A 20,506-nucleotide genomic window follows, 5' to 3' on the forward strand; every position below is an offset into this window, starting at 1 on the left:
CGGCTGGTCGTGGGCGCTGTCTCGGAGCGTCTGGGACAGCGCCCACGACCAGCCAGGACCGCTCGGCTGGCGGGTGAGCGCCGGTCAGCGGGCCTCCGGGTCGGGGCCGTTGACCGCGCGGCCGCCGTCGACCGGCAGGATCGCACCGTTGATGAAACCGGCAGCCGGGGACAGCAGGAAGGCGACGGCGGCGGCCACCTCGGCCGGTGTGCCGACCCGGCCCAGCGGATGCAGTGCGGCCATCTGGGCGTCCGCTTGCGGGTGTTCGGCGCGGTACCGCTCGTACCGCTCGGTGGTGATCGAACCGAGCGCCACCGCGTTGGCCCGGATCCCGTCCGGGCCGTGGTCCACGGCGACCGCCCGGGTCAGGCCCTCGATGGCGGCCTTCGCGGTGGCGTAGGGCAGCGCCCCGCGGACCGGGCGCTGTGCCTGGTGGGAGGAGACGTTCACGATCGCGCCGGCCCGGCGGTGTGCACGGAGGTGGTTGACGGCGGTGTGGCAACCGGTCACGGCCAGGGCGAGGTTCGCGGTGATCAGGTGAAGGACGCGCCGGACCGGATCGGCCGCCAGCCCGGCGTCGTGGAAGACCGCCGCGTTGTTGACCCAGCCGGTCAACGGGCCGGCGGCCTCGGCTGTGACGGCCGCCCGCTGGGCCACGGCCGGGTCGGCGGCGTCGCCGTGAACCAGCGTGACCCGATCCTGCCGCCAGTCGAGCCGGTCGGCGACGTCCAGGACGACCACGTGCCCGTCGGCCGCCAGCCGTTCCGCGATCGCCCGGCCGATCCCCTGTGCCGCACCGGTCACCACGAAGGAGGGGTTAGACATGCCGTAATCCTCGCGTGTGGACGGCGTGGCCGTCGGCCGCAGCCGTGCGGTGAGGCTGGTCGCTCGACTGGGCTACCGGGAAAAGCCGGATCTGTGGGAGATTGTGGCGGAATCAGACCTTACGTCCCAATTTATAGTAGTTTCGATAGGGAGTTCGCTTATTTCCGGCATGTTTCAAGATTGGTTTCCCCTGCGGGTGTCTCATCGGTCTGCCTAAGATCAGGGCAAATCGGACCCTCCTACAGAAAGGCTACTGGGTCAACATGAAGCACTACACCCGTAAGGCATTCGCCGTGGCTGCTCTCGCTGCCGGCGCCCTGATGATCGCGCCCGCCGCTGCGCAGGCCGGCAGCCCGCCGCCCGGATTCGAGATCGACATCGACTGCTCGGAGACCAGCTACCAGGGTGTGGCGTCCGCCAGCATGAAGGACGTCAACAACATCGGCCTGCTCAACGGCATTCAGGTTCCGATCGCGGTCAACGCCAGCGACATCCTCAGCGGCAACGGCCTCGGCCTGCTCGGCGGCGGCCTCGGCGGGTACAACAGCAAGCACTGCTGATCTGCCCTGCCCGAGCCGACGACGGCGGACGATCCGCTATCAAATAGACGAAACGGCCTCCACCGAAGGTGGGGGCCGTTTCTCGGCCACCGATCTCAGCCCGGCGGCCGCGGCACAGGCCGGGTTGGCAGACGCTCGCGCCGTGCGGACGGGACGGGGCGGATTCGGTGGGGACGGCGCACGGCGTACCGGAGATGAAGGGTCTTGTTGTTCGCGGAGCGCCACGCCCGTGGACGAAGGAGACTCTCACCTGCCGGGTCACCGCGTCCGGCGCCGTCACGAAGGAATGACGCTCCGCGCGTCGTGGTGGTACCCCGGCTGCCACGACTCCCGGAAGGCGGCTGCGACGCGGGCCGCGAGCTCATCGCTCACCGCGTCCGGAGCCTGTTCGAGCCAGCGCCATTCGATCATGTCCTGGACCGGCGGGCGGATGTGGGGCCGCAGAATCTGGGCGAAGCGCGGCGGGCCGTCGGGGTCGGCCATCGTGAGTCGCTGAGCCGGTTCGAGTCCGACCGCCAGGGCCACCCGGCGGCCGTGTCCGATCGGCAGCGAGGAGAGCGTCTCGATCAGCTGCCGGATCTGTTTCGTGACCTCGCCCCGGTCGAGAACAGCGAGGTGACCACGGCGGAGGAGCGGAACCCACCCCGACCTTCCACCCTGCCGGGTGACCGCGAGGCCAGCCACCTCGTCGACGTCCCCGACCACGAGGCACACCCTGTCGTCAGGGGAGGAAACCCGCTTCGCCCGAACGGCGCCGAAGCGTGTGCGCAGCTCCAGATCCTGCGGGAACAAGCCGTCTCGCCGTCCCGACTCGCGCAGGTGGCCATCGATCCCTTCGAGATCGGTGAGAGCCAGCCTCCAGGGAGTCAGGTCCTCCACCGGAATCAGGTGGATCTCGATCGACTCCGGTGTATCACGCTCGACTCTGGCGCCGAGATCCTTCCTCCATCGAACGTCGACCTCCCGCGGCAGAAGCTCCCACTGCGGCCGGGCGGGCACCTGAGGCCTCGGCGGGATGGCCATGAGAGGCACGACGGATTTGGAAGCCTCCACGTCCGTCTTCGCGTACGCGGGCGACGACTCCTCATCGCCAAGCAACTCGTCGGCGGCCCGGCAGGCGATGCGAAAGTAGTACTCCTGCAGTTCCGGCGTCAGGTTGTTCCGGGACGTCAGGATGAGTCCGTTGGCGCAGAGAGCGAGCAGGTTCAGCCTGTGCCATTTCTCTGCGACTCCCCGTTTCTTGAGCCACTCGTCGCCGACGGAACGCACCTCACGAAGCAACGGGACCATGTCGGGCTCGACTTCGTCCCATCTCTCCTTGTCGGTGGGGCGGGCGACGAGGAGGTCGACCAGCTCGGCTTGGGCTCGGTGGTTGTGCTCCAGGTCCATCAGCCGGGGAGCGATCGCGGTGAGACGGAGGTACGTCGGATCGAGGGTGAGCGGTACCTTCTCCTCGAAACGGCTGAGATCGATCAGGCGGAAAGAAGCCCGACTCTTCGCATCCTTCGGAACGATGATGTTTCCCGGATGCAGATCGCCGTGGCTGTTGCCTGTCCAGTTCTGCACCTCGACATTCGAGCCGAAGTCTGTCTCATCGGATGCCAGGGCCCAGGGGTTCGCCAGAGGCGACCGTTCTCCGAAGATGCGCAGCTTGGTGTTCCGCGTGTTCAGGGCCGCGGAAAAGTGCATTTCGAGCCACTTCGCGAGCTTTCCCTCGGGGCTCAGCCGGTGCTTCAGAATGGAGCGCAGCAAAGACTTCGCGTCCGTGGTCTCTGGTTCGCGACCGTATCCCCATCCGTCGATCAGCTGTCGCGTGAGATCCTTTACCGTTTCGGTCCAGTCATGCCAACCATGCTTCTTTTGGAGCGCCTGAGCCAGCGTCTGACTGTTCTCCAGGGAGTCGTTGGCGATCTGTTGCAGGAGGACGGTTCCCCCGTCGGCGACCGGCAGTGGGTCGCACACCTGCGTGACGAGATGTCTCTCAGCGAACTCGCGGTTCGCTGCCAGTGCCTTGTTGAGACGAACGGACTCGAATCCCCCGTCCGGGCGGGGCCGGCACCTCTTGACGATGATCTCTCGATAGCCGTCGAGGGGTGTGGACAGTGTTGCCGAGAACAGATCGTCATCGGTGCCACCGGTGACGATTCTTCTCATGAGCTCCAGATTCGCACCGGTACGCTTACGCCACTCGTCAACGGCCTTTTGCGCGGCCTCGTCGAACTGCGGACTCCCGTCATCCCCGGGCATCATCACTCCTCGGCGCCCCTGAGCCTGTCACCCCGGACGGGATTCTAGGAAAGTCCGTCGATCTTTCCGGTGCCGGGCTCACCGGCTTGCGAGGGTGTTCCCGTTGGCTAGGATGGCCCGATAGACGCTCACCGTCCGAACCGCGCTCGCCGGCTCACCGCCGCCATCGCCGCGTTCCTGCTCGTCAGCCTGGCCTTCGCGATCCTGCTCATCACCCGGGCGGAGACCGTCACCAAGGCCGTCGGAGCCGAGGCCTACAAGGTCCTGCTGCAGTTCGTCTTCATCGCGCTCCTCGGCGGGGCGGTGTCCTTGATCTATCAGGCGTTCAACCGGGACGCCGAGCAGCGTGCGCAACGCGCCCGGCGGGCCGAGGACCGTGCGATCCTCGTGCGAGAGTCCCGGCAACGCTACCTTCGCGAGCTCGTCGAGCAGTACAACACCGTCAAGAGAGCACGCCGGCTGCTGCGTGCTCACGCCCTCACCTACGCGCGGGATGTGGACACGCCGTGGGTCAAGGTCGACCGTTACGACGAACTCATGCAGACGGTCCTTGACGCGCAGCTGTGGTTCGAGACCTTTTCGCACGTGCTTCGCGCCGACACCGAGAGCTTCGCCACGAGCGCCCGGATAAGAACGTCGATCAGTTCCGCCGAGGATTTCCTCCGCTCGATCCTCAGCGAATTCGAAACATTCCGGCCGACCGTTCAGGCGGATCAGGAGGTGCCGCTGGCCACCCTTCCCGTCCTGACCGACTACATCGGCCCCTACCAGGACTCCGAAGGCTTCCGCCGGCGATTCGTTCATCCGATGCAGGAAGCGCTGACCGCCATGCAGGCGCTGATCCTCTCCTCCGACCAGCCCTGAACCGCGGGAACGGCGCGCCGGCCGGTGGTCCCGAGTTGCCGGCCCGTATCGAGGCCGACGATCGGAGCGCATCCGGAGGCGTCCCGCCGGCGCCGCGTCCACGCTACCGGTACTGGCTGCCCTGGGACCGGCGCAACCCTTGAGATCTTGACCGAATTCGATTAGCAAGGCGCTTCCGGGCATTGAAGGCATTGATAACCTGGCCGGACATGAGTGGGTGGCACGCGAAATATCGAATGCGTTTCACTTCGCGGGGGTGATCGGCCATGAGCGACGAAATGCGAGGCGCCGTGTTCGGCGGTCCGCTCGAACGGCTACGCCAAGCCGCCCGCATCGACCTGCCCCGCCTGGCGGACGAGTACGCGGAGATCCGGAACGCGTGCGAGACCACGGCGAGCTACGACGACAAGCTCGACCGGCCCGGCTACTTCGGCGCGCCGGCCCTCAAGGACAGCTGGACCCGGCTGCGCGACGTCGTCTGGAGCGCCGCCGGCGAGACAAGCGAAAACCTGTGGGAGCTGTCGCGAGGCCTGGAGGCCGCGCTCAACCGCTTCGCCCACGAGGACGAGACCGCGGCCCGCGAGATGTACGACGCCCGCGACCGGCTGCAAGGCGACCGCTCCCCGGGCAACGACGAATGGACCGTCGGCCACGACGCCGGCGACTATCCGAAGTGACGGACCGGGAGGAGGTCCCACGGTGGCGGAGTTCCCGCAGAGTCTCGAGTTCGCGATCAGCAGCCTCGTCAACACGCTCGTGAACAAGGTCATGACCCGCGCCGGCGACACCGACGCGCTCGAGGAACTGGTCCAGGTAACCGGCATCCCGTACGTCAGCGACGTCACGCTCCGCAACTACGCCACCGAGAAGGCCCAGGAGATCTGGGGGCCCTACATGGAGCTTCCCCCACCCTCGGCGTTCGACGGGCCGATCGAGACCCTGCGCGGCGCACACCAGCGGCTCACCAACACCGGCGTCACCAGCATCGAGGACGCCGAACTGTTCAGCCTCGGTGCTCTCGTGCCGGAGTTCATGGCGGACTTCCGCACCAATCAGGCCGGCTGGCGCGGCCAGACCATCGACGCCGTCCGCAGCGGCTATCTCGACCGGTGGGGCGGCATGGTGTTCCTCCAGGCCAACACCATCGCGCTCCTCTGGCTGGTGCTGCGCGGCTACCAGGAGCAGGTCCGGCAGGCGCAGAACGACGTGGTCGAACTCGTCAACCTCGCCGAGGAGGTCATCGCGGCCTACGACCCGCAGTCGCTGTGCGGATCCACCGAGAGCAAGAACCTGACCTTCAACATCGCCATCGGTGTACTGGGCGTGCTGTCCGCGGGCGCCGGAGCGGCCGGGATGGCCGTGGCCAGCGTCGTCGCGGCCGTCGGCTCCGCCGGTCTCGGCGTGGCCAAGGACCTGTACGAGCCGGACGCGCCCCGGGACGCGGACATCGGGGGCGACAGCGTCGGCGCGATCTGGCAGAGCATTCTCGACGCGACCGAGAAGCTCCGCCTCCAGTTCAGCGCCTCGGACAGGGAACTCCACGACATCATCGACGGATTCCACGACCAGGTCGTCAACGGAGGCATTCTCTTGCGAACGTCCGGCAGCGGGGTGAGGTCCATGGTTCCGGCGTTGGAGGTGTTCCGGTCGAAACCGTTGGGTGTGGGCACCAGCAACCTGGAACGGCCACGGATGGGTTCGCACAATCCCGACCCGGCCCATTCGCCGGAGTATTGATCCGCACGCGCCGAGGAGGGGAGAAGCGATGGCCGCGATCGTGGACGATCTCCACGCGATAGTCGTCACGGCGACCTCACCCGACGGGCGTATCGAAGGGCGGGTGGAGTCCCTCCGGCACATCACCCTGCGGTTCGTGCACGACAGCTACGAGCAGTACTACCGGCGTTGCGACGCCGGGACCCTGGCACATCAACTCGGGCGCGGCGCGACCCTGATGGCCACGGCATACCAGAAGGCGCGGCGGGAGGTCATGCGCGTGCACGGTTTCGAGCGCTACAGCCCGCTGAGCCCGCCGTTCTCGATCCGGCACCGGGAGTACCTGGAGCGGGGCGAGAGACTCACCGCACATGGCTGCTCGCCGGGACGGGAGATCGAAGTGACGACGGCCGGTCTCCTCGATTTCAGCGTCAGCATCGCGCCCGATGTCCTCGACCGTCACGGCGAACAGGGGTTCCTTCGTCTCGCCGACACTGCGATGAAGAAGCTCCAGGAGGACCATCAGCGAGCACACACCGAGTTGCGGCATGAGCTGTACCTGAAATACAAGGACAGGGAACGGTGAATCAGATCCCGCGACGTCACCTGCTCACGGCCGCGCTCGGAGCGGCCGGCCTCGTCGTGGCGGCCGGCTGCACCGGGCCGCCGGAGAACGACGACCCGCCCGAGCCGTCGACCAGCCCCGACCCGGCGCTGCTGCGCGACGACATCGCCGACGGTGTCACCGTCGACGAGCGCGGGTTCGAGACCTTCCCCGTACCAGAGGGCGATGCCACCCGGAGCATCGTCGGTGCTGCGGCGGTCTTCCGGAACGAAACGGATCAGCCGGTCAGGATTCATGTCCGCTTCCGATTCGTGGACGGCGCCGGGCGGGGGTGGCGTTCCGAGGAGCTGAACGACTGGCAGGCGATCGTCAACGCGGGTTGGGCCTACCTGCCGGCGCGACGAGCCGTCGAGCTCGGCGGCATTCTCCAGGTCGGCACGGAGGAGGCCGGCCGGGTCGCGGGGATCGTGCTGTACGTGAACGGGGAGGGCAAGCCGCCGCCCCGGACCGTGCTGCTGCCCGCGCAGAACCTCACACTGCAGCACCGCCCCACCTCGAAAGACGAGTGGGACCACGTCTCCTTCGACGTGAACAATCCCACCGCCGGGTTCAAGGAGCCGAACTACGGCCTGGCGTACCGGTCCGCCGACGGGCGCCTGATCGGCGGCTGGTTCGTCGACCGTACCCATTGGTGGGACATCGAGAAGGCACTACCCGACGACGAGAGCGACGAGTACCGCCGGGGCACGAGCCGCCACACCCTGCCCACCTGGCTGCCGCCCGGCATCCAGCCGAAAAGCGTGACGATGTACGTGTGGCCGAGCTGATTCAGACGCCGGCGGCTCCGGTCGGCGCCGGGCCCGTCGGTCGCTCCGGGGCGGGCCATGGCGGCGCGGACGTCGGTCATGATGGCCGTGGCCCGGGCGCCGGTCGTGCTGGCAGGGCGGGCGGTGGTGGGCACGGTGCCCACGGCGCAGATGAAGGCGAGTAATCTACCTGGCTCCAGGAGGACGACGGCGGGTGGAGCGGCGGCAGCGCCACTCCGCCCGGCGTCACCGCCTGACCGGGCCCGGAGAGGAATCACGTTAGAAATGCGTCGTGTACGACCGCTGACGCGGACACTGGTCGTCATAGCCGCCGGGCTGGCCGTCGTGCTCCCCGGCAGCGCCGCGCGTGCGGAGACCGTCCGCCAGGCTCAGTGGTACCTGGACGAGCTGAGGATCAACCAGGTCCACCAGATCACCAAGGGCAGGGGTGTGCTGATCGGGCTGGTCGACTCCGGCGTGGACACCGGCCATCCCGACCTGAAGGGCCGGATCAAGGTCGGGCCACGGTTCGACTCGACGGTCCCCACGACGGTCAAGCCCGACACCGACGGCCACGGCACCGGCATGGCGGGTGTCATCGTCGGCAAGGGCGGTGGCCGCAACCACGTGCTCGGCATCGCCCCGCAGGCGACGGTGCTCTCGGTGCAGGGCGCCGCCGACGGACAGGACAACGTCGCCAACCGCGCGGCGATCGAATGGGCCGTCGACAACGGCGCCCAGGTGCTCAACCTGTCCTTCGCGCAGAACGAGCCGGCCGAGGATCTGACCAAGGCGATCGAGTACGCCCTGGCCAAGGACGTCGTGGTGGTGGCCGGCGCCGGAAACCTGAAGCAGGGGCACTACGAGGTCGGCTACCCGGCGGCCATCCCCGGGGTGATCGCGGTCAGCGGCACGTCGCGCGGTGGCAAGGCGTGGGATCTGTCCGCGATCGGTGACCGGGTCGTTCTCAGCGCCCCTGCCGACGGCATCGTCAGCACCGCCTCACGGGCGTCCGGCAACACCAGCGGGTTCCGCAAGGGCGTCGGCACCAGTGACTCGGCCGCCATCGTGTCCGGTGCGGCTGCGCTGGTCCGCGCGAAGTACCCGGAGCTGAAAGCACCCGACGTGATCAACCGGTTGATCACCACGGCGGACGACGCCGGTCCGGCCGGCCGCGACGAGAGGTACGGATTCGGCCGTCTCGACATCCTGAAGGCCCTGACCGCGGAGGTGCCGTCCGTCACCACCAATCCGCTCGGCGGCGTGGCAGGGACCGGGAGCGGGACCGCGTCGGCCGGCACCGACCGGGTGGCGGCCGATCGGGGAACCCGGGTCGGCCTGACCGGCAAGGCGATCGCCGGTTTCGCGATCATCGGCCTGCTGCCGGTGCTCGGTATCGTCGCGATCATCTGGCTCGTGGTCGGCAACCGCCGCCGGAAGCGGGACCGGCTCGCGCCGGCCGGGGGCTACCCGTACCCGCCGCAGCCCGGTTATCCGCCACCACCCGGATATGCGCCACCGCCTGGTTACCCATCGCACCCACAGCATTATCAGCAGCCCCCGTCGGCACCGCCCGGCGCCGGCCGATGAGACCGCTGGACCCTCGGTGCGGGGCCGGTGACAGGCACATTCAGGTCCGGGCGAACGGGTTCCGCTGGATGCGGATCTCGCCGGTCACGTAACCGGCCTGGTCGAAGCCGAGTTCGGGCAGCCGGCCGGTGAAAAGCTGGAGCAATGTCTCGACCAGTGTCAGGTCGAGTGCCTGCCAGGTGTCGCCGTCGTCGTCGCCGACCACCACACTCCAGGAGTCCGGGTCGTCCTGGCTGGTGTCCCAGTAGATCTGGGTGCCGTCACTGTCGGCGCACAGCATCAGCCGGTCCCGGCCGATCCCGAGGGGCAGCGGCGGAGCGGTGAGGTGCGTCTCCAGATACTCTTGCTCGGCGTCCGGCGCCTCCCACTGCTCGGGCGCCTGGAGGAGGTTGAACCCGGCCTCCGTGGTTGTCGGATGCCGCACCACGAACAGCCGGTTGACGAAACCGACGCCGTACTCGTCGATGTAGGCCTTGTAATCGGCCGGCAGGCGCAGACCGAGTGACGACTCGAAGTCGGCCCAGGCGACCGGCGGCTCGGTGTTCTCGTCGGCCGAGGTCACCGCCCGCCGCCACTGGGCGAAGGCGGCCGTTTCATCACCGGGCATCGGTGTTCCTCCTCGAGATCAGATGTGGCCGCCACCGGCCGTATCAGAGATCAGACCAGGCCGGGACGGGCCGTGGACACGGTGGAACTCTGACGCCGGGTGCCTTTCACGTCAGGCTCCAGTGTGCGCCGCGTCCGGCGCGGTAGGTGACGTGGTCGCGCCGGCAGCGCATGGCGATGCCCGATGCCTGGACCGTCGTGTCCGGCACGTCGGCCACCCGTCCCGCGATCGCGGCGGTCACCACCACGACGCTGAGCTGGTGCCGGCCACCGTGCCGGGCCCGTGGATCAGGCGCCGCGGCCAGTGCTTCGGGCAGCCGACAGCGGTTTCCGGCACGGCAAGAGCGGTGGATCGAACAGTGAGGAGATCAGAGACGATGGCAGCGCGGCATGACTCGTTTCGGAAGGCACTTCTGCGTTCCCGGCCCGCTCCTTGGGAACCCTTGACGAAGGGGCGAGGCTGACCGCTGCAATTCGATTTTCAATGAAATGATCAAGTCGATTGGTGCAGCACAATCAAGAAATAGACGTGCCGCCCATCATGCGCAAAGCATGGAACGCGTCCCGACGCCCATCCGGCGTAAAGAACTTGCGTCCGATGCAGTAACCCCTGAATCCGAGGTCGGTTGCCAGCGCAACCGACTCACTGAGATCGACGTCCACGTCTCCTCCTGCGAGTAGACACGGGGGCGACGACTCAACAATTCGCCTGCCCCAGGCCAGGGCATCTCGGTCGGGCCGATCCGGTAGCGCAACCTTAACAAGATCTGCACCCAGCTGGCTGGCGGCAACGATCGCCTGGCCAAGACTCCGGAACGATGATCGGTCGTAATTCGCCATCACCAGAACAACGAGCCCCACTGCGTGCGCGGCATGAACAACAGCCGCTGCATTCGCCATTTGACGGGATGAGCCGGTTGCGTTGTACTCTACCGCGATCGCCGCACAGTCGAGCTCCAGCGCGACGGAGGCAGGGGCCACAACGTCCTTGGCCTTGTCCCCGGGAGTGCTTGCATGGGTCTGCATGACTAGCTCAACACCCCTTACTTGGCTTAGCCTGGGTAAGAGTCCGAAGTGTGCCACTACCCCTTGAACGCCAAGCGGTGCGCAAGCGAGAGCAATATCAAATGGATCTTCCTGCTCGAAGGTCCATCCCATCGTCACTCCATGATCGAGCGCTAGGACACGGTATGTCCCGTCGCTGCTTTGCAGTCGCTCCAAACGGCGCGCGCGGCCGACACTGGACATTCCCCCACACCTCGCCTGGAAAGAGGTTCACATGAGTCGGCTCGACCCTATCAGCACCGATCGTTTCCGTATAGTGGAGTCGGACAAATTAGACATCAGTCTAATCGATGGAGTATTGAAAGGCGAATTGACTTGCGTAGTGGTTCGCCAGTTCGCTACAACTCAGGAGTGCCAAGAACTGCTTTTCGCGTTCAGGAGTTCGACGTCTCGTCGGCAGAGAGCCGGTGACGCCACCGGAGAGTACGTCGGGTCTTTCCACTGGGGAAAGGACTTGGATGACTACTTTGACGACTGCGATGCCATCCGCGCGGGGCTCGAACTGACTCTGGGCCGGGCGAGCACCAGCCCATGGCACAGGTTCGAGCAGCAATTGGTTGGCGAGATGGCTGTGCGGGACGTGGAAGTAGGAAGAGCGGTCCATAACGGCCGGCGGGCGTGCGCTCCGATCATCAGGTCATGGAACGGGGTGGGCCGATTTGCACTCATTCCGCACGAGGACATCGCACAGTGCAGCGATCCTCGACAAGCGGGATTCGAGATTCAGTCGGTCGAGCCGAGTGCGGTGGGAAGCATAAATCTATGCCTCGCCAACGGCGATGGTGGCCGACTCCTGCTCTGGCAGCACTTTCCGACCGAGAAGGAACGTGAGCGGTTCGGAACGACCTACACCGGCGGGCCATATCCGGCCGAGTATGTTCAGGAGTTCCCATCACTTGAACTTGACGTCAAGCCGGGCGACCTATATGTGTTCAACGGCTCGATGATTCATGCGGTCACAGGAGTGTCGGGCGAGCGCGTAACAATTTCGTCGCTTATAGGCTATGTGTCCCCGAGTAAAGTCGCTATGTGGACCTGAACTAGATTTCCAGTCGCATACATATGAAGGCGTAGGTGGACGACGGAACACTTACTGGAACCACCCTGTCCACCCGCCAGCCGCCATCGGGTAGGACCTCGAGCCACTCATCCAGCCCAGGAATGTATTGGCCCATCGCTTCATGAAGGTATTCATAGCCGAGCGACGGTATTCCGTCCGTGACACGCTTAGCGGTTTCGGCTCGCACAGTCTCCAGGAGAACCAGGCGGTCCGCATTCGGAAAAGCAGCTCTGATCTCCCGCAACGACGACACGCAGGTTGGCCGCGGCCACAGATCGTGGCCCATCAAACAGCATGTCACCGTGTCAACATCAGGATCGAGAGTCGTCCTCGAGAGTACGCGGACATCTGCCACCGTCACCTCGATCTCTTGACGATAACCGGTAGACAGGATATTCGCACGAGCCCTCTCGACAGCCTCGCTGGAGAGGTCCACTCCCAGCCCGGCGGCACCGCATTCCCGCCGAATATGAATCAACCTGCTCGCGTCACCACATCCTAGATCGGCAACCTTATTGGCTCCTGCCACTTCGGGAAACGAAGCGACAACCGGGTCCAGCATTGCCTTTCCGAAGTCACCCGTGGACCTTGCAATAATCCCACTCTCACGACGAACCGGATCGGTGCCTCGTGACGACTTCGCAGGATGGGCAGCGTATACGAGGGCCGCTCCGGAACCTGCGAAAAGCCAGGAGAAGAAGCCCTTCATGGCGGCATATTGATCAAACATGGCACCCTTCGTCCAGACGTCCGTATCCACTTCAATGACGACCTCCACGATCGCCAGCAATTCAAGGGTGTGGCGGACGAACGAACGATCTTGCTCGGCATAGTCCTGTAGGCGCATGTTCAGGGAATCTGCTCTATCCAGTTCTTCAAAGACACCGAACTGGTCTGCGGCAGCAATAGCATGCGCCAGGACGCCAGAGTTGAATATGATCGCAGGCGTCCACTCGTCCACGGCGTACTCCGGTGATAGTCAGTCGCTGACGTCGATCAAATATAGCCGCAATATCCGGACAAGCAAATACCAGAGCCGCGAAATGCGCAATGTCATCAAAACTACTGCGGCTGCGAGCCCGGCACCGAACGCTGGTATGCATAGGGACGGCCTCAGACCGCCTGATACGGCGAACAGCAGCGCCACGAAAATGAGAGAGCCGAGGCAACGAGCCAGCATCTCACCCAGGCCACGACCGACCGACTGCAGAGCGAACTTGCCCCGCCTGCCGGTCCCGACTGCCAGAAGAAGCGTGAAGGATGTAGCTCCGAAGCCCAGCAGGGCGGCACATACACCGGACAGCGTCTGCATGTAGGTCGGCCAACTCGCTTCTGCCAGCAGGCTCGCACTTAGGGATGCTCCGAGGTCGGTGTGCACCAGATAAGAACATGCGGTAACGCCTGCGATCGCGAAGGCGAGCCAAATATCGACCGACAGGCCAGAATAGAGCCACCAGCGAGCGAGACGCAGCACGGGACGTTTCACACGTCGTCTCCTGCGGTGCCTCCTCCACGGAACCACCTTTTCGGCTTGGAATTGCGCCGGTCTTTCTTCTCGCGAGCGTCCGCCTCGATCTCGTCGAGAGTCTCATACACGCGGAGTTGGGGCACACTCAGGCGCCCTACGTCAGAAAGTGTGGGTGGGACGTCAATGAATTCCAGCGCCTTCTCGAAGGATCGAATGTTTGTGGTTACGAACGAGCTCAACTCCTCGGTCTTCTCGTTGATTAGGGACTGAAGGGAGTCGTCGCTCTTCGGGTATATCAACAATACGTTGAGGCCTTCGGATTCGAAGACCGGGTGGATGATGTTTGTGGTAGCTCCGTCCAGCAACTGGCAGGCAATGCCAAAATATGATCCCGACATGACATACGGTGCTTCACGAAACGGCACCACAATCGCGTCGTGAGCCTTGAGCGCCCGGCTCATCAGCAACTCCTCCCGAGGCAAGGAGGTGCTCACGAACGTAGCCGCCAGAAGATCCGCGTGCGTATCCGCCATGGAGTTCCGGAGTGCGGAGAGGGACCTGCTCAGCGTGTTTATGCTAGGCACGCGCCATCCACGCCTTCTGCCTATCAGTGCGACATCGACACGGCCGGCCTTAGCCTCCGCTCCCAATATTCCCAGTATGTCATAAACTGCCTCAGAGATCCTTTGACTTGCAGCCTCCATTGCTTGGAATATCTGATCCTCTATCCATTCGCCGAGCCCTTCGAGCATTCGGACGGCGGCATCCATCGTCGCATCCAGGCAGCGAACCGTCTCTTCGGTGGAGGAGCCGATCACATACTTGTAGCGACTGGGCGGTCTTATCGAAGTCGACCTCGTGACGCGCCGGATGGTCGACGGCGGATACGGCTCGATGCTGATCACGAAGATCGATGGCCTGGAAGGATCTATATCGGCGCGGACGGAGTACAGATCGCCGTCCGCCCCGATGGCGAAATCCAATGCCTTGGCGGGCCGGAGCGGCGGCGTTGACCTGGCTAGCACGGAGCAGATTCTTGCGACTTCGTCCTCGCCCACCCGGTAGGCTTCCAGAGTCGCCTGTTCAAGGCCAGACGCCTCGAAAGCTGCCCTGCAGTTCAGGTCAAGGTAGGCCAGTAGCCGGATTCTCGCGCGCTCCGGCGTGACGTGCTCCGCCACATCAGTCCACTCAGATAGAAGTTTTTCCGGCCGACAGGCCACCGTCAAGATAAATGACCTGGCCGGTAAGGTATGACAAATTTTCACCCAGGATCGTCGCGGCGAGGGTGCCCACCTCCGCCGGCTTTCCGAAATGCTTGACCGGGATCTGCTTGAGTTGCTGCGCCTCGCCAGTGCTTCCCACGGGGTTTCGGCTGCGGAACAGCTCTGTCTCAATCGGTCCCGGACTGATCGCGTTCACCGTGATGCCGGTGTGGGCCAGTTCCAGTGCCCACGTTCGAGTCAGCGATGCGAGTGCCGCCTTTGAGGAGCCATAGCTACTCCGCTCCTCCTTGCCGAGTCCGGCTGTCGAACAAATGTTCAGGATTCGTCCGCCGTCTGTCATGCGGCCGACGGCCGCCTTCGTCAACAGCGCGGGCGCGAAGACATTGGCCATAAAGACCCGGCGCATGTCGGCGAGGTTGATTTCGCCAATTGCGTCGGCATGCCCCACACCTGCATTATTGACCAGGCACCAGAGCGTCGACAGCTCCTCGATTCTCCGACATGCTTCCTCGAGTGAGTTCTCATCCAGTACGTCGCACTCGATAAATTCGCCCTCCCAGTCCGAGGGGCGATGTCGCGCAAGCCCTATGACTTGGTGGTCCAGACGCCGTAGTTCAGCAGTAATGGCAGCGCCGATGCCCCGTGTTGCACCGGTGACAAGGGAAACTCTCATTTGGACCCGTCTCTCCTCGCGGTCGAGCCTGCTTAGCCTGCGGCACGTGAACCTGAGTGGACGATATAGCAAGGCCGACGCGAGTGATAGGTACGACAGGCGTGGCCGGCGGTAAAGCGTAGGGACAGCACGCATGTAGCCTGGCCACACTTTTGATCCACTTGATCCGAGGCGTGCGCTCGGCAATCGGCCGGTTCTGATTCCTGAACGTTATCCGCTGAGTTCGCCGCGCCGGGCGAGGAACGATCTCCTTGATCACCCGGGTCATGAGGCCGGCCCTGCGCCGCGGAATCATCGCCGGCGAGCCGCTCGCGGTGGCCGAGCTCCCGCCGATCAGCACCGGGATCTTGCGGGTGGGCGGCGGGTTCAGACGACCCCAGCGGGACTCGATGCGGGGGAGCGCGGTCGCCAGGTCGTCGAGGCGGCCGCCGGCGGTGCCGAACTCGCAGCCGAGTCCATCGAGATCGATCTCGGCCGGGTCTGACGCTGCGGCCCGGCGACGGCGGCCGATGCCCTTCCGGTGGAGGGCTGAACGCCGGAAGCCGGTGGTTCAGCCCTCTCCGTGCGTGTCATGCGTTGAGTTCGTCGCGCCAGGCCAGGAACTCGCGGAGCTCGGTGAGGTCGGGTGTGGGGCCGCCGGTGTGGATGGTGAAGAGGCGGGCGCCCAGCTCGTACATCTTGTCGCGGTTCTCGGTGTGGCCCATGACGGAGATCTCGATCTCGGAGGGGTCGCGGCCGATGTCGGCGCAGTGACCGGCGAGGATGCCGAGTTTGCGTTCGAGGGTTTCCGGGTCGGAGAAGCTGTGCCAGATGTCGGCGTGTTTCGCCGTGAGGCGCAGGGTCTTCTTCTCGCCTCCGCCGCCGATCAGCACCGGGATCTTGCGGGTGGGCGGTGGGTTCAAACGAGACCAGCGGGACTCGATGCGGGGGAGCGCGGTCGCGAGGTCGTCGAGGCGGCCGCCGGCGGTGCCGAACTCGTAGCCGTACTCGGTGTAGTCGCGTTCGAACCAGCCTGAGCCGATGCCGAGGATCAGGCGGCCGGAAGAGATGTGGTCGACGGTGCGGGCCATGTCGGCGAGCAGGTCGGGGTTGCGGTAGCTGTTGCAGGCGACGAGTGCGCCGATCTCCACTCGGGAGGTGGACTCCGCCCAGGCGGCGAGCATGGTCCAGCACTCGAAGTGCAGGCCGTCCGGGTCGCCGCTCAACGGGTAGAAGTGGTCCCAGTTTGTTCTGCTACCACATCCAGTCACACGACAAGCCCTCGATGGCCGAGAACTCGGCCTGAATCTTATCCCTGGCGTTGAGTTGAACAGGCAGAAGTCGACCCAGATGTCGGGCGGCGTGTTCGGGTGGCGCCTGCTGTGGATGTGCCGGCGGAACGGCGGCGGGCGAGCGCCAGCCAGTTGACCCAGCGCTGGTAGGCAGCCGATGACTATACGACGAGAACGTGTGGCCCCTCCCGATGAGGTGAATTCGACCTTTTGGGGGACGGCTTCCGATTCGCAGGCGACTAGGCTTCGCCGCCGGATGGCCTGTTGGCACACAGCCTGTGAGGAACGGGAGACTGTCGATGAAGATCGTTGCGTTGAGGCTGAGCAACTTTCAGTCGTTCGGCCCTGAGCCGACAACGATCGATCTTGATGACTTGACTTACGTTCTCGGCCCGAACGGCTCCGGCAAGACTGCTGCCTTGGAGGCGCTTTCCCGGTTGTTCAGCCCACTGGCCGCGCAGCGTCAGATTCGGCCTGAGGACTTTCACGTGCCGGTCGATCGGTCCGCCAGTGAGGTGCAGGATACCCAACCGACGCTCTGGCTAGAGGTCGATGTGTGGTGCCCCGAAGCGGGGGCCGACGGGACACACGCGTCGGTACCGCCTTTTTTCGCGCATATGAGGATCGATACGGCGGACGGGATCCCGCAGATTCGAGTTCGGCTGACGGCACAGCTGGCCGCAGACGGAGTCATCGACGAGAAGATCGAGTACGTGCTGCAGGCTGACGCAGCAGGGGTGCCGACCAGCTGTACTCAGATGAGCCGTTTCGACCGTGCACAGATCGAGGTGTACTACCTTCCAGCCCGCCGCGACCCGGTAGATCACATCGCCTATACAGCGGCCTCGCTGATTGGACGTAGCCTGCGAGCAGCGGACTGGACGAGCGAGCGGGAGGTGCTTGGCGATCTATCTGCGCAGATCACCGACACACTGGTTGCCAACGCCGCGGTGGCGGGTATCGGCGTGCACCTGACCAAGCAGTGGCAGAGCCTGCACAGCGGCGGGTACTTCCGAGATCCCTCGATCGCCTTCGGGCGTGGCGATCTTGAGGGGGTGCTGCGTCAACTCACGGTGACATTCTCCCCATCGCACGACGGGGCCTCCCTCCCATTCGACCGGCTCAGTGACGGACAGAAGTCGTTGCTCTACATCTCACTCGTGCTCTCCTGGCAATCGTTGGTCCGACGGGTTCTGCGGGGTGAAGAAACGTCCCTGGATCCAGATCGGCTGCGCCCTCCTGTGCACATCGTGATCGAGATCGAGGAGCCGGAGAACAGCCTCGCACCGCAGTATCTTGGCCGCATCATCCGTCAGGTGCGCGGCGCATGCTCGGCCGGCGACGTCCAGGCACTGATCGCCACGCACGCGCCGGCTCTGCTACGACGGGTTGACCCGGACACGATCCGCTTCTTGCGGCTCGACGCCGCCCGGCGGACGACTGTCAAGCGCATCGTTGTTCCGACGGACGACGAATTGGCCGCGAAGTACGTCCGCGAGGCGGTCCAGGCGTACCCGGAGCTGTACTTCTCCCGCCTCGTCGTGCTGGGTGAAGGCGACAGTGAGCAAGTGGTACTGCCCCGAGTCCTAGCCGCAGCCGGCATCGCCGAAGACGACGCCTCCGTGTCGGTGGTTCCGCTGGGCGGTCGGCACGTCAACCACTTCTGGCGGCTGCTCAACCAGCTACACATCCCGCACGTCACCCTGCTTGACCTGGACAGCGGCCGTTATCACGGTGGGTGGGGCAGAGTGCGCAACGCCATGCGGCAGCTCAATGCAGTCCGACCCAATACGTTCGCGGAAATCCAGATCGACCAGTTGCCGAAATGGGATGACGACTGCGATTTTCCGCAGCCCGGATGCGGCCCCGACATCGGCGGTGGGCTCGGCCCGATCGATGTGCTGGAGCAGCATGGCGTCTTCTTCTCCGAGCCAGTCGACCTTGACCTCATGATGCTGGCGGCCTACTCGATCGCCTATGCCGTCGACTCTCCCGCGCAACCGGACCCGAAGACCGTCGTGGCCGTGCTTGGAAAGAGCCACAAGAACGAGATCCGCCTTGGCAGCGAGGTCCTTTACCTTTTCGACGAGTATCACCGAAAGTTCGACCTCAGCAGCAAGCCTGCGACACATCTGAGCGCCCTGGCCAGCCTCGATGACCAGCACTTGCTCAAAGAACTACCCATGGTGCTTACCAGGATGATCGAGCATGTGCGCGCGATCCTGGGCGGCCTGCCGGAATGATCCGCCCCGAGCACTGGCGGCCCGCAGAGGGCCTGACGCTGGAACCGAATGCGCTGAAAGCGGCGACAGCAGGCGACCTCAACGCGGTTGTCGCCGCCGGGCCCGGCGCAGGGAAGACGGAGTTGCTTGCCCAGCGTGCAGACTTCCTGCTGCGTACTGGTCAGTGTCCGTACCCGCGCCGTATTCTGGCGGTCTCGTTCAAGGTCGACGCCGCTCGAAATCTGGCCGAACGGGTCCGCCGCCGCTGCGGGCCGACGCTCGCGGACCGGTTCGACAGTTTCACCTTCCACGCCTTCGCCAAGCGCCTCGTTGACAACTTTCGGCCGACGCTGACCGGTGTCAACGCTCTTGACGCTGACTACAGCATCGATCGACAGGATCGGGTCGCCCGCAAGCAGATCACCTTCGAGGACCTGGTTCCGCTTGGGCTGGAGATTGTTCACGCCAACGTCTATGCCCGGCGGGGCCTACACCAGACCTACAGTCACGTATTTCTCGACGAGTTCCAAGACTGCACAGCGAACCAGTATGAGCTGATCAAGGCGGCCTTCGGGCCGTCGACCGCCGTATTGACCGCAGTCGGCGACACCAAACAGCGGATCATGCTGTGGGCCGGTGCGCTCGACGGTGTGCTGGAGACCTTCGCGGACGACTTTTCCGCCGTCCGGCTGCCGCTATATCAGAACTTCCGTTCCGCGCCACGACTGCGGCGCATGCAGAACCGGATGATCGCCCAGATGGACCCCAGCGCCGTCAGCCCAGCGGAGGATCTGGTCGGTGATGATGGTGTTATCGACGTCCTCGGCCTCTCTAACGAGCACCAGGAAGCCCGAACAATCGGCGATCTTTTATCAGGATGGCTCGGCCAAGGGGTGCCTCCGGACGAGATCGCTGTGCTTGTGCGCAACCAGCCGCACCTGGTCGCCGCAGTGCTCGGCGACGAACTGCGCACCCGCGGTATCGCCTTCCGTAACGAACAGGAAAGTCAGGACCTCACCGCAGAGCCGATCGCCAGCCTTGTGCTCAGTTTTCTTCGGGTGATCGCTGACGATCGGCAGCCTGACGCTTACGCCGACCTGATGAGAATTGTGACTCGCACGAACTCCTCCGACGATGAGGTGGCCCGCTTCGACAGCCAGGTTAAACGGATGATCACCACGGCTCGGGTCGCTGTACGCGATGTAGCTTTCACCTCTGGCAATCCCGTAGGGTGGCGCAACCTCGTCATTGGATTCCTGCGCCTGGTGTCCCGACCGGTGCTGACCGCATTGTCGGCCAGCTACCAGCAAGGTAACCGGCTCGACGACCTCATCGTGCAGACAATGGCTGCCTTCGAACGGGAACTCGCCATCGACGGCGACGCCGTACTCGCCCTGCGGAGGCTCTCCGAATCCGACGCCGTCCGAATCCTGACCATCCACAAATGCAAAGGCTTGGAATTCGAGAAGGTCGTAGTGCTTGGGGTAGAGACGCAGCTCTTCTGGAGCAGAGACTTCACGACGATTATGTCGGAGTTCTTCGTCGCGATCTCCCGCGCGAAACAGCACCTCGTCCTGACTCACGTCGAGCATCGCGACCGGCCCAGCGCCGCCACTGGGCGGTGGGACGAGTGGCGCAGGCCATATCAGACGTTGCTCGGCTTCGCCGACGGGTACTAACCATCCAAACCACGTCGTCGTATCTGAACGGCATGGTCGGTGGCTGGCGTGTCGCGCTGGTCGGAT

Annotated in this window: 21 protein-coding genes; 10 read left to right on the forward strand and 11 right to left on the reverse strand. The window is 64.8% G+C overall.

Annotation, left to right across the window (positions count from 1 at the left end):
- Window positions 1-84: 84 nt before the first annotated feature.
- Window positions 85-825 (reverse strand): SDR family oxidoreductase, encoded by a 741-nt coding sequence (locus AB0I88_RS31995; RefSeq protein ID WP_361033135.1) that lies wholly within the window; start codon window positions 823-825, stop codon window positions 85-87.
- Between the two features lie 263 nt (window positions 826-1,088).
- On the opposite strand from AB0I88_RS31995, the gene AB0I88_RS32000 reads away from it, so the two are divergent.
- Window positions 1,089-1,385 carry a hypothetical protein gene (locus AB0I88_RS32000; RefSeq protein ID WP_361033138.1) on the forward strand — a complete coding sequence of 99 codons (297 nt, stop codon included), beginning with the start codon at window positions 1,089-1,091 and terminating at the stop codon, window positions 1,383-1,385.
- 276 nt (window positions 1,386-1,661) lie between these two features.
- On the opposite strand, the gene AB0I88_RS32005 is transcribed toward AB0I88_RS32000, so the two are convergent.
- Complete coding sequence (locus AB0I88_RS32005) at window positions 1,662-3,632, reverse strand: hypothetical protein (protein ID WP_361033141.1); 1,971 nt, start codon at window positions 3,630-3,632, stop codon at window positions 1,662-1,664.
- 78 nt (window positions 3,633-3,710) lie between these two features.
- Window positions 3,711-4,106 (reverse strand): hypothetical protein, encoded by a 396-nt coding sequence (locus AB0I88_RS32010; protein ID WP_361033144.1) that lies wholly within the window; start codon window positions 4,104-4,106, stop codon window positions 3,711-3,713.
- A gap of 21 nt (window positions 4,107-4,127) precedes the next feature.
- Here AB0I88_RS32010 and AB0I88_RS32015 point away from each other — a divergent pair, with 21 nt between their 5' ends.
- The 6 genes from AB0I88_RS32015 to AB0I88_RS32040 all read left to right on the forward strand — a co-directional run bounded on the left by AB0I88_RS32015 (window position 4,128) and on the right by AB0I88_RS32040 (window position 9,173).
- Complete coding sequence (locus AB0I88_RS32015) at window positions 4,128-4,496, forward strand: hypothetical protein (RefSeq protein ID WP_361033147.1); 369 nt, start codon at window positions 4,128-4,130, stop codon at window positions 4,494-4,496.
- Between the two features lie 266 nt (window positions 4,497-4,762).
- On the forward strand, window positions 4,763-5,173 hold the full coding sequence (locus AB0I88_RS32020; RefSeq protein WP_361033150.1) for a hypothetical protein: 411 nt from the start codon (window positions 4,763-4,765) through the stop codon (window positions 5,171-5,173).
- Window positions 5,174-5,195: 22 nt separating this feature from the next.
- Complete coding sequence (locus AB0I88_RS32025; protein ID WP_361033153.1) at window positions 5,196-6,233, forward strand: hypothetical protein; 1,038 nt, start codon at window positions 5,196-5,198, stop codon at window positions 6,231-6,233.
- Between the two features lie 28 nt (window positions 6,234-6,261).
- Window positions 6,262-6,798: a hypothetical protein gene (locus tag AB0I88_RS32030; RefSeq protein ID WP_361033156.1), complete on the forward strand. Its 537-nt coding sequence runs from the start codon at window positions 6,262-6,264 to the stop codon at window positions 6,796-6,798.
- Window positions 6,795-7,604 carry a hypothetical protein gene (locus AB0I88_RS32035; protein WP_361033159.1) on the forward strand — a complete coding sequence of 270 codons (810 nt, stop codon included), beginning with the start codon at window positions 6,795-6,797 and terminating at the stop codon, window positions 7,602-7,604. The genes AB0I88_RS32030 and AB0I88_RS32035 overlap by 4 nt, the downstream gene beginning before the upstream one ends.
- A gap of 264 nt (window positions 7,605-7,868) precedes the next feature.
- The gene (locus AB0I88_RS32040) at window positions 7,869-9,173 is read left to right on the forward strand and encodes a S8 family serine peptidase (RefSeq protein WP_361033162.1); all 1,305 of its coding nucleotides are present in this window, start codon (window positions 7,869-7,871) and stop codon (window positions 9,171-9,173) included.
- A gap of 40 nt (window positions 9,174-9,213) precedes the next feature.
- Here AB0I88_RS32040 and AB0I88_RS32045 read toward each other — a convergent pair whose 3' ends face one another.
- From AB0I88_RS32045 to AB0I88_RS32055, 3 genes are all read right to left on the reverse strand, one after another.
- Window positions 9,214-9,780: an SMI1/KNR4 family protein gene (locus AB0I88_RS32045; protein ID WP_361033164.1), complete on the reverse strand. Its 567-nt coding sequence runs from the start codon at window positions 9,778-9,780 to the stop codon at window positions 9,214-9,216.
- A gap of 106 nt (window positions 9,781-9,886) precedes the next feature.
- Window positions 9,887-10,021 (reverse strand): hypothetical protein, encoded by a 135-nt coding sequence (locus AB0I88_RS32050; protein WP_361033167.1) that lies wholly within the window; start codon window positions 10,019-10,021, stop codon window positions 9,887-9,889.
- Window positions 10,022-10,295: 274 nt separating this feature from the next.
- The gene (locus AB0I88_RS32055) at window positions 10,296-11,027 is read right to left on the reverse strand and encodes a hypothetical protein (RefSeq protein ID WP_361033170.1); all 732 of its coding nucleotides are present in this window, start codon (window positions 11,025-11,027) and stop codon (window positions 10,296-10,298) included.
- 31 nt (window positions 11,028-11,058) lie between these two features.
- Here AB0I88_RS32055 and AB0I88_RS32060 point away from each other — a divergent pair, with 31 nt between their 5' ends.
- The gene (locus AB0I88_RS32060) at window positions 11,059-11,883 is read left to right on the forward strand and encodes a hypothetical protein (protein WP_361033173.1); all 825 of its coding nucleotides are present in this window, start codon (window positions 11,059-11,061) and stop codon (window positions 11,881-11,883) included.
- A gap of 1 nt (window position 11,884) precedes the next feature.
- Here AB0I88_RS32060 and AB0I88_RS32065 read toward each other — a convergent pair whose 3' ends face one another.
- From AB0I88_RS32065 to AB0I88_RS32085, 5 genes are all read right to left on the reverse strand, one after another.
- Window positions 11,885-12,865, reverse strand: coding sequence for a class I SAM-dependent methyltransferase (locus tag AB0I88_RS32065; protein WP_361033176.1), 981 nt, complete (start codon window positions 12,863-12,865; stop codon window positions 11,885-11,887).
- Between the two features lie 18 nt (window positions 12,866-12,883).
- Window positions 12,884-13,390 (reverse strand): hypothetical protein, encoded by a 507-nt coding sequence (locus AB0I88_RS32070; protein WP_361033179.1) that lies wholly within the window; start codon window positions 13,388-13,390, stop codon window positions 12,884-12,886.
- Window positions 13,387-14,550 (reverse strand): hypothetical protein, encoded by a 1,164-nt coding sequence (locus AB0I88_RS32075; protein ID WP_361033182.1) that lies wholly within the window; start codon window positions 14,548-14,550, stop codon window positions 13,387-13,389. The genes AB0I88_RS32070 and AB0I88_RS32075 overlap by 4 nt, the downstream gene beginning before the upstream one ends.
- A gap of 10 nt (window positions 14,551-14,560) precedes the next feature.
- A complete protein-coding gene (locus AB0I88_RS32080; protein WP_361033185.1) occupies window positions 14,561-15,268 on the reverse strand; it encodes an SDR family oxidoreductase in 708 nt (235 codons plus the stop codon).
- A 569-nt stretch (window positions 15,269-15,837) separates the two neighbouring features.
- Entirely contained in the window at window positions 15,838-16,518 is a 681-nt protein-coding gene (locus tag AB0I88_RS32085) for an LLM class F420-dependent oxidoreductase (RefSeq protein WP_361033188.1), read from the reverse strand.
- 320 nt (window positions 16,519-16,838) lie between these two features.
- On the opposite strand from AB0I88_RS32085, the gene AB0I88_RS32090 reads away from it, so the two are divergent.
- A complete protein-coding gene (locus tag AB0I88_RS32090) occupies window positions 16,839-18,782 on the forward strand; it encodes a TOPRIM nucleotidyl transferase/hydrolase domain-containing protein (protein ID WP_361033191.1) in 1,944 nt (647 codons plus the stop codon).
- The gene (locus AB0I88_RS32095) at window positions 18,779-20,440 is read left to right on the forward strand and encodes an ATP-dependent helicase (protein WP_361033194.1); all 1,662 of its coding nucleotides are present in this window, start codon (window positions 18,779-18,781) and stop codon (window positions 20,438-20,440) included. The genes AB0I88_RS32090 and AB0I88_RS32095 overlap by 4 nt, the downstream gene beginning before the upstream one ends.
- Window positions 20,441-20,506 lie beyond the last annotated feature (66 nt).

Source organism: Actinoplanes sp. NPDC049802, assembly GCF_040656595.1.
GTDB lineage: Bacteria > Actinomycetota > Actinomycetes > Mycobacteriales > Micromonosporaceae > Actinoplanes.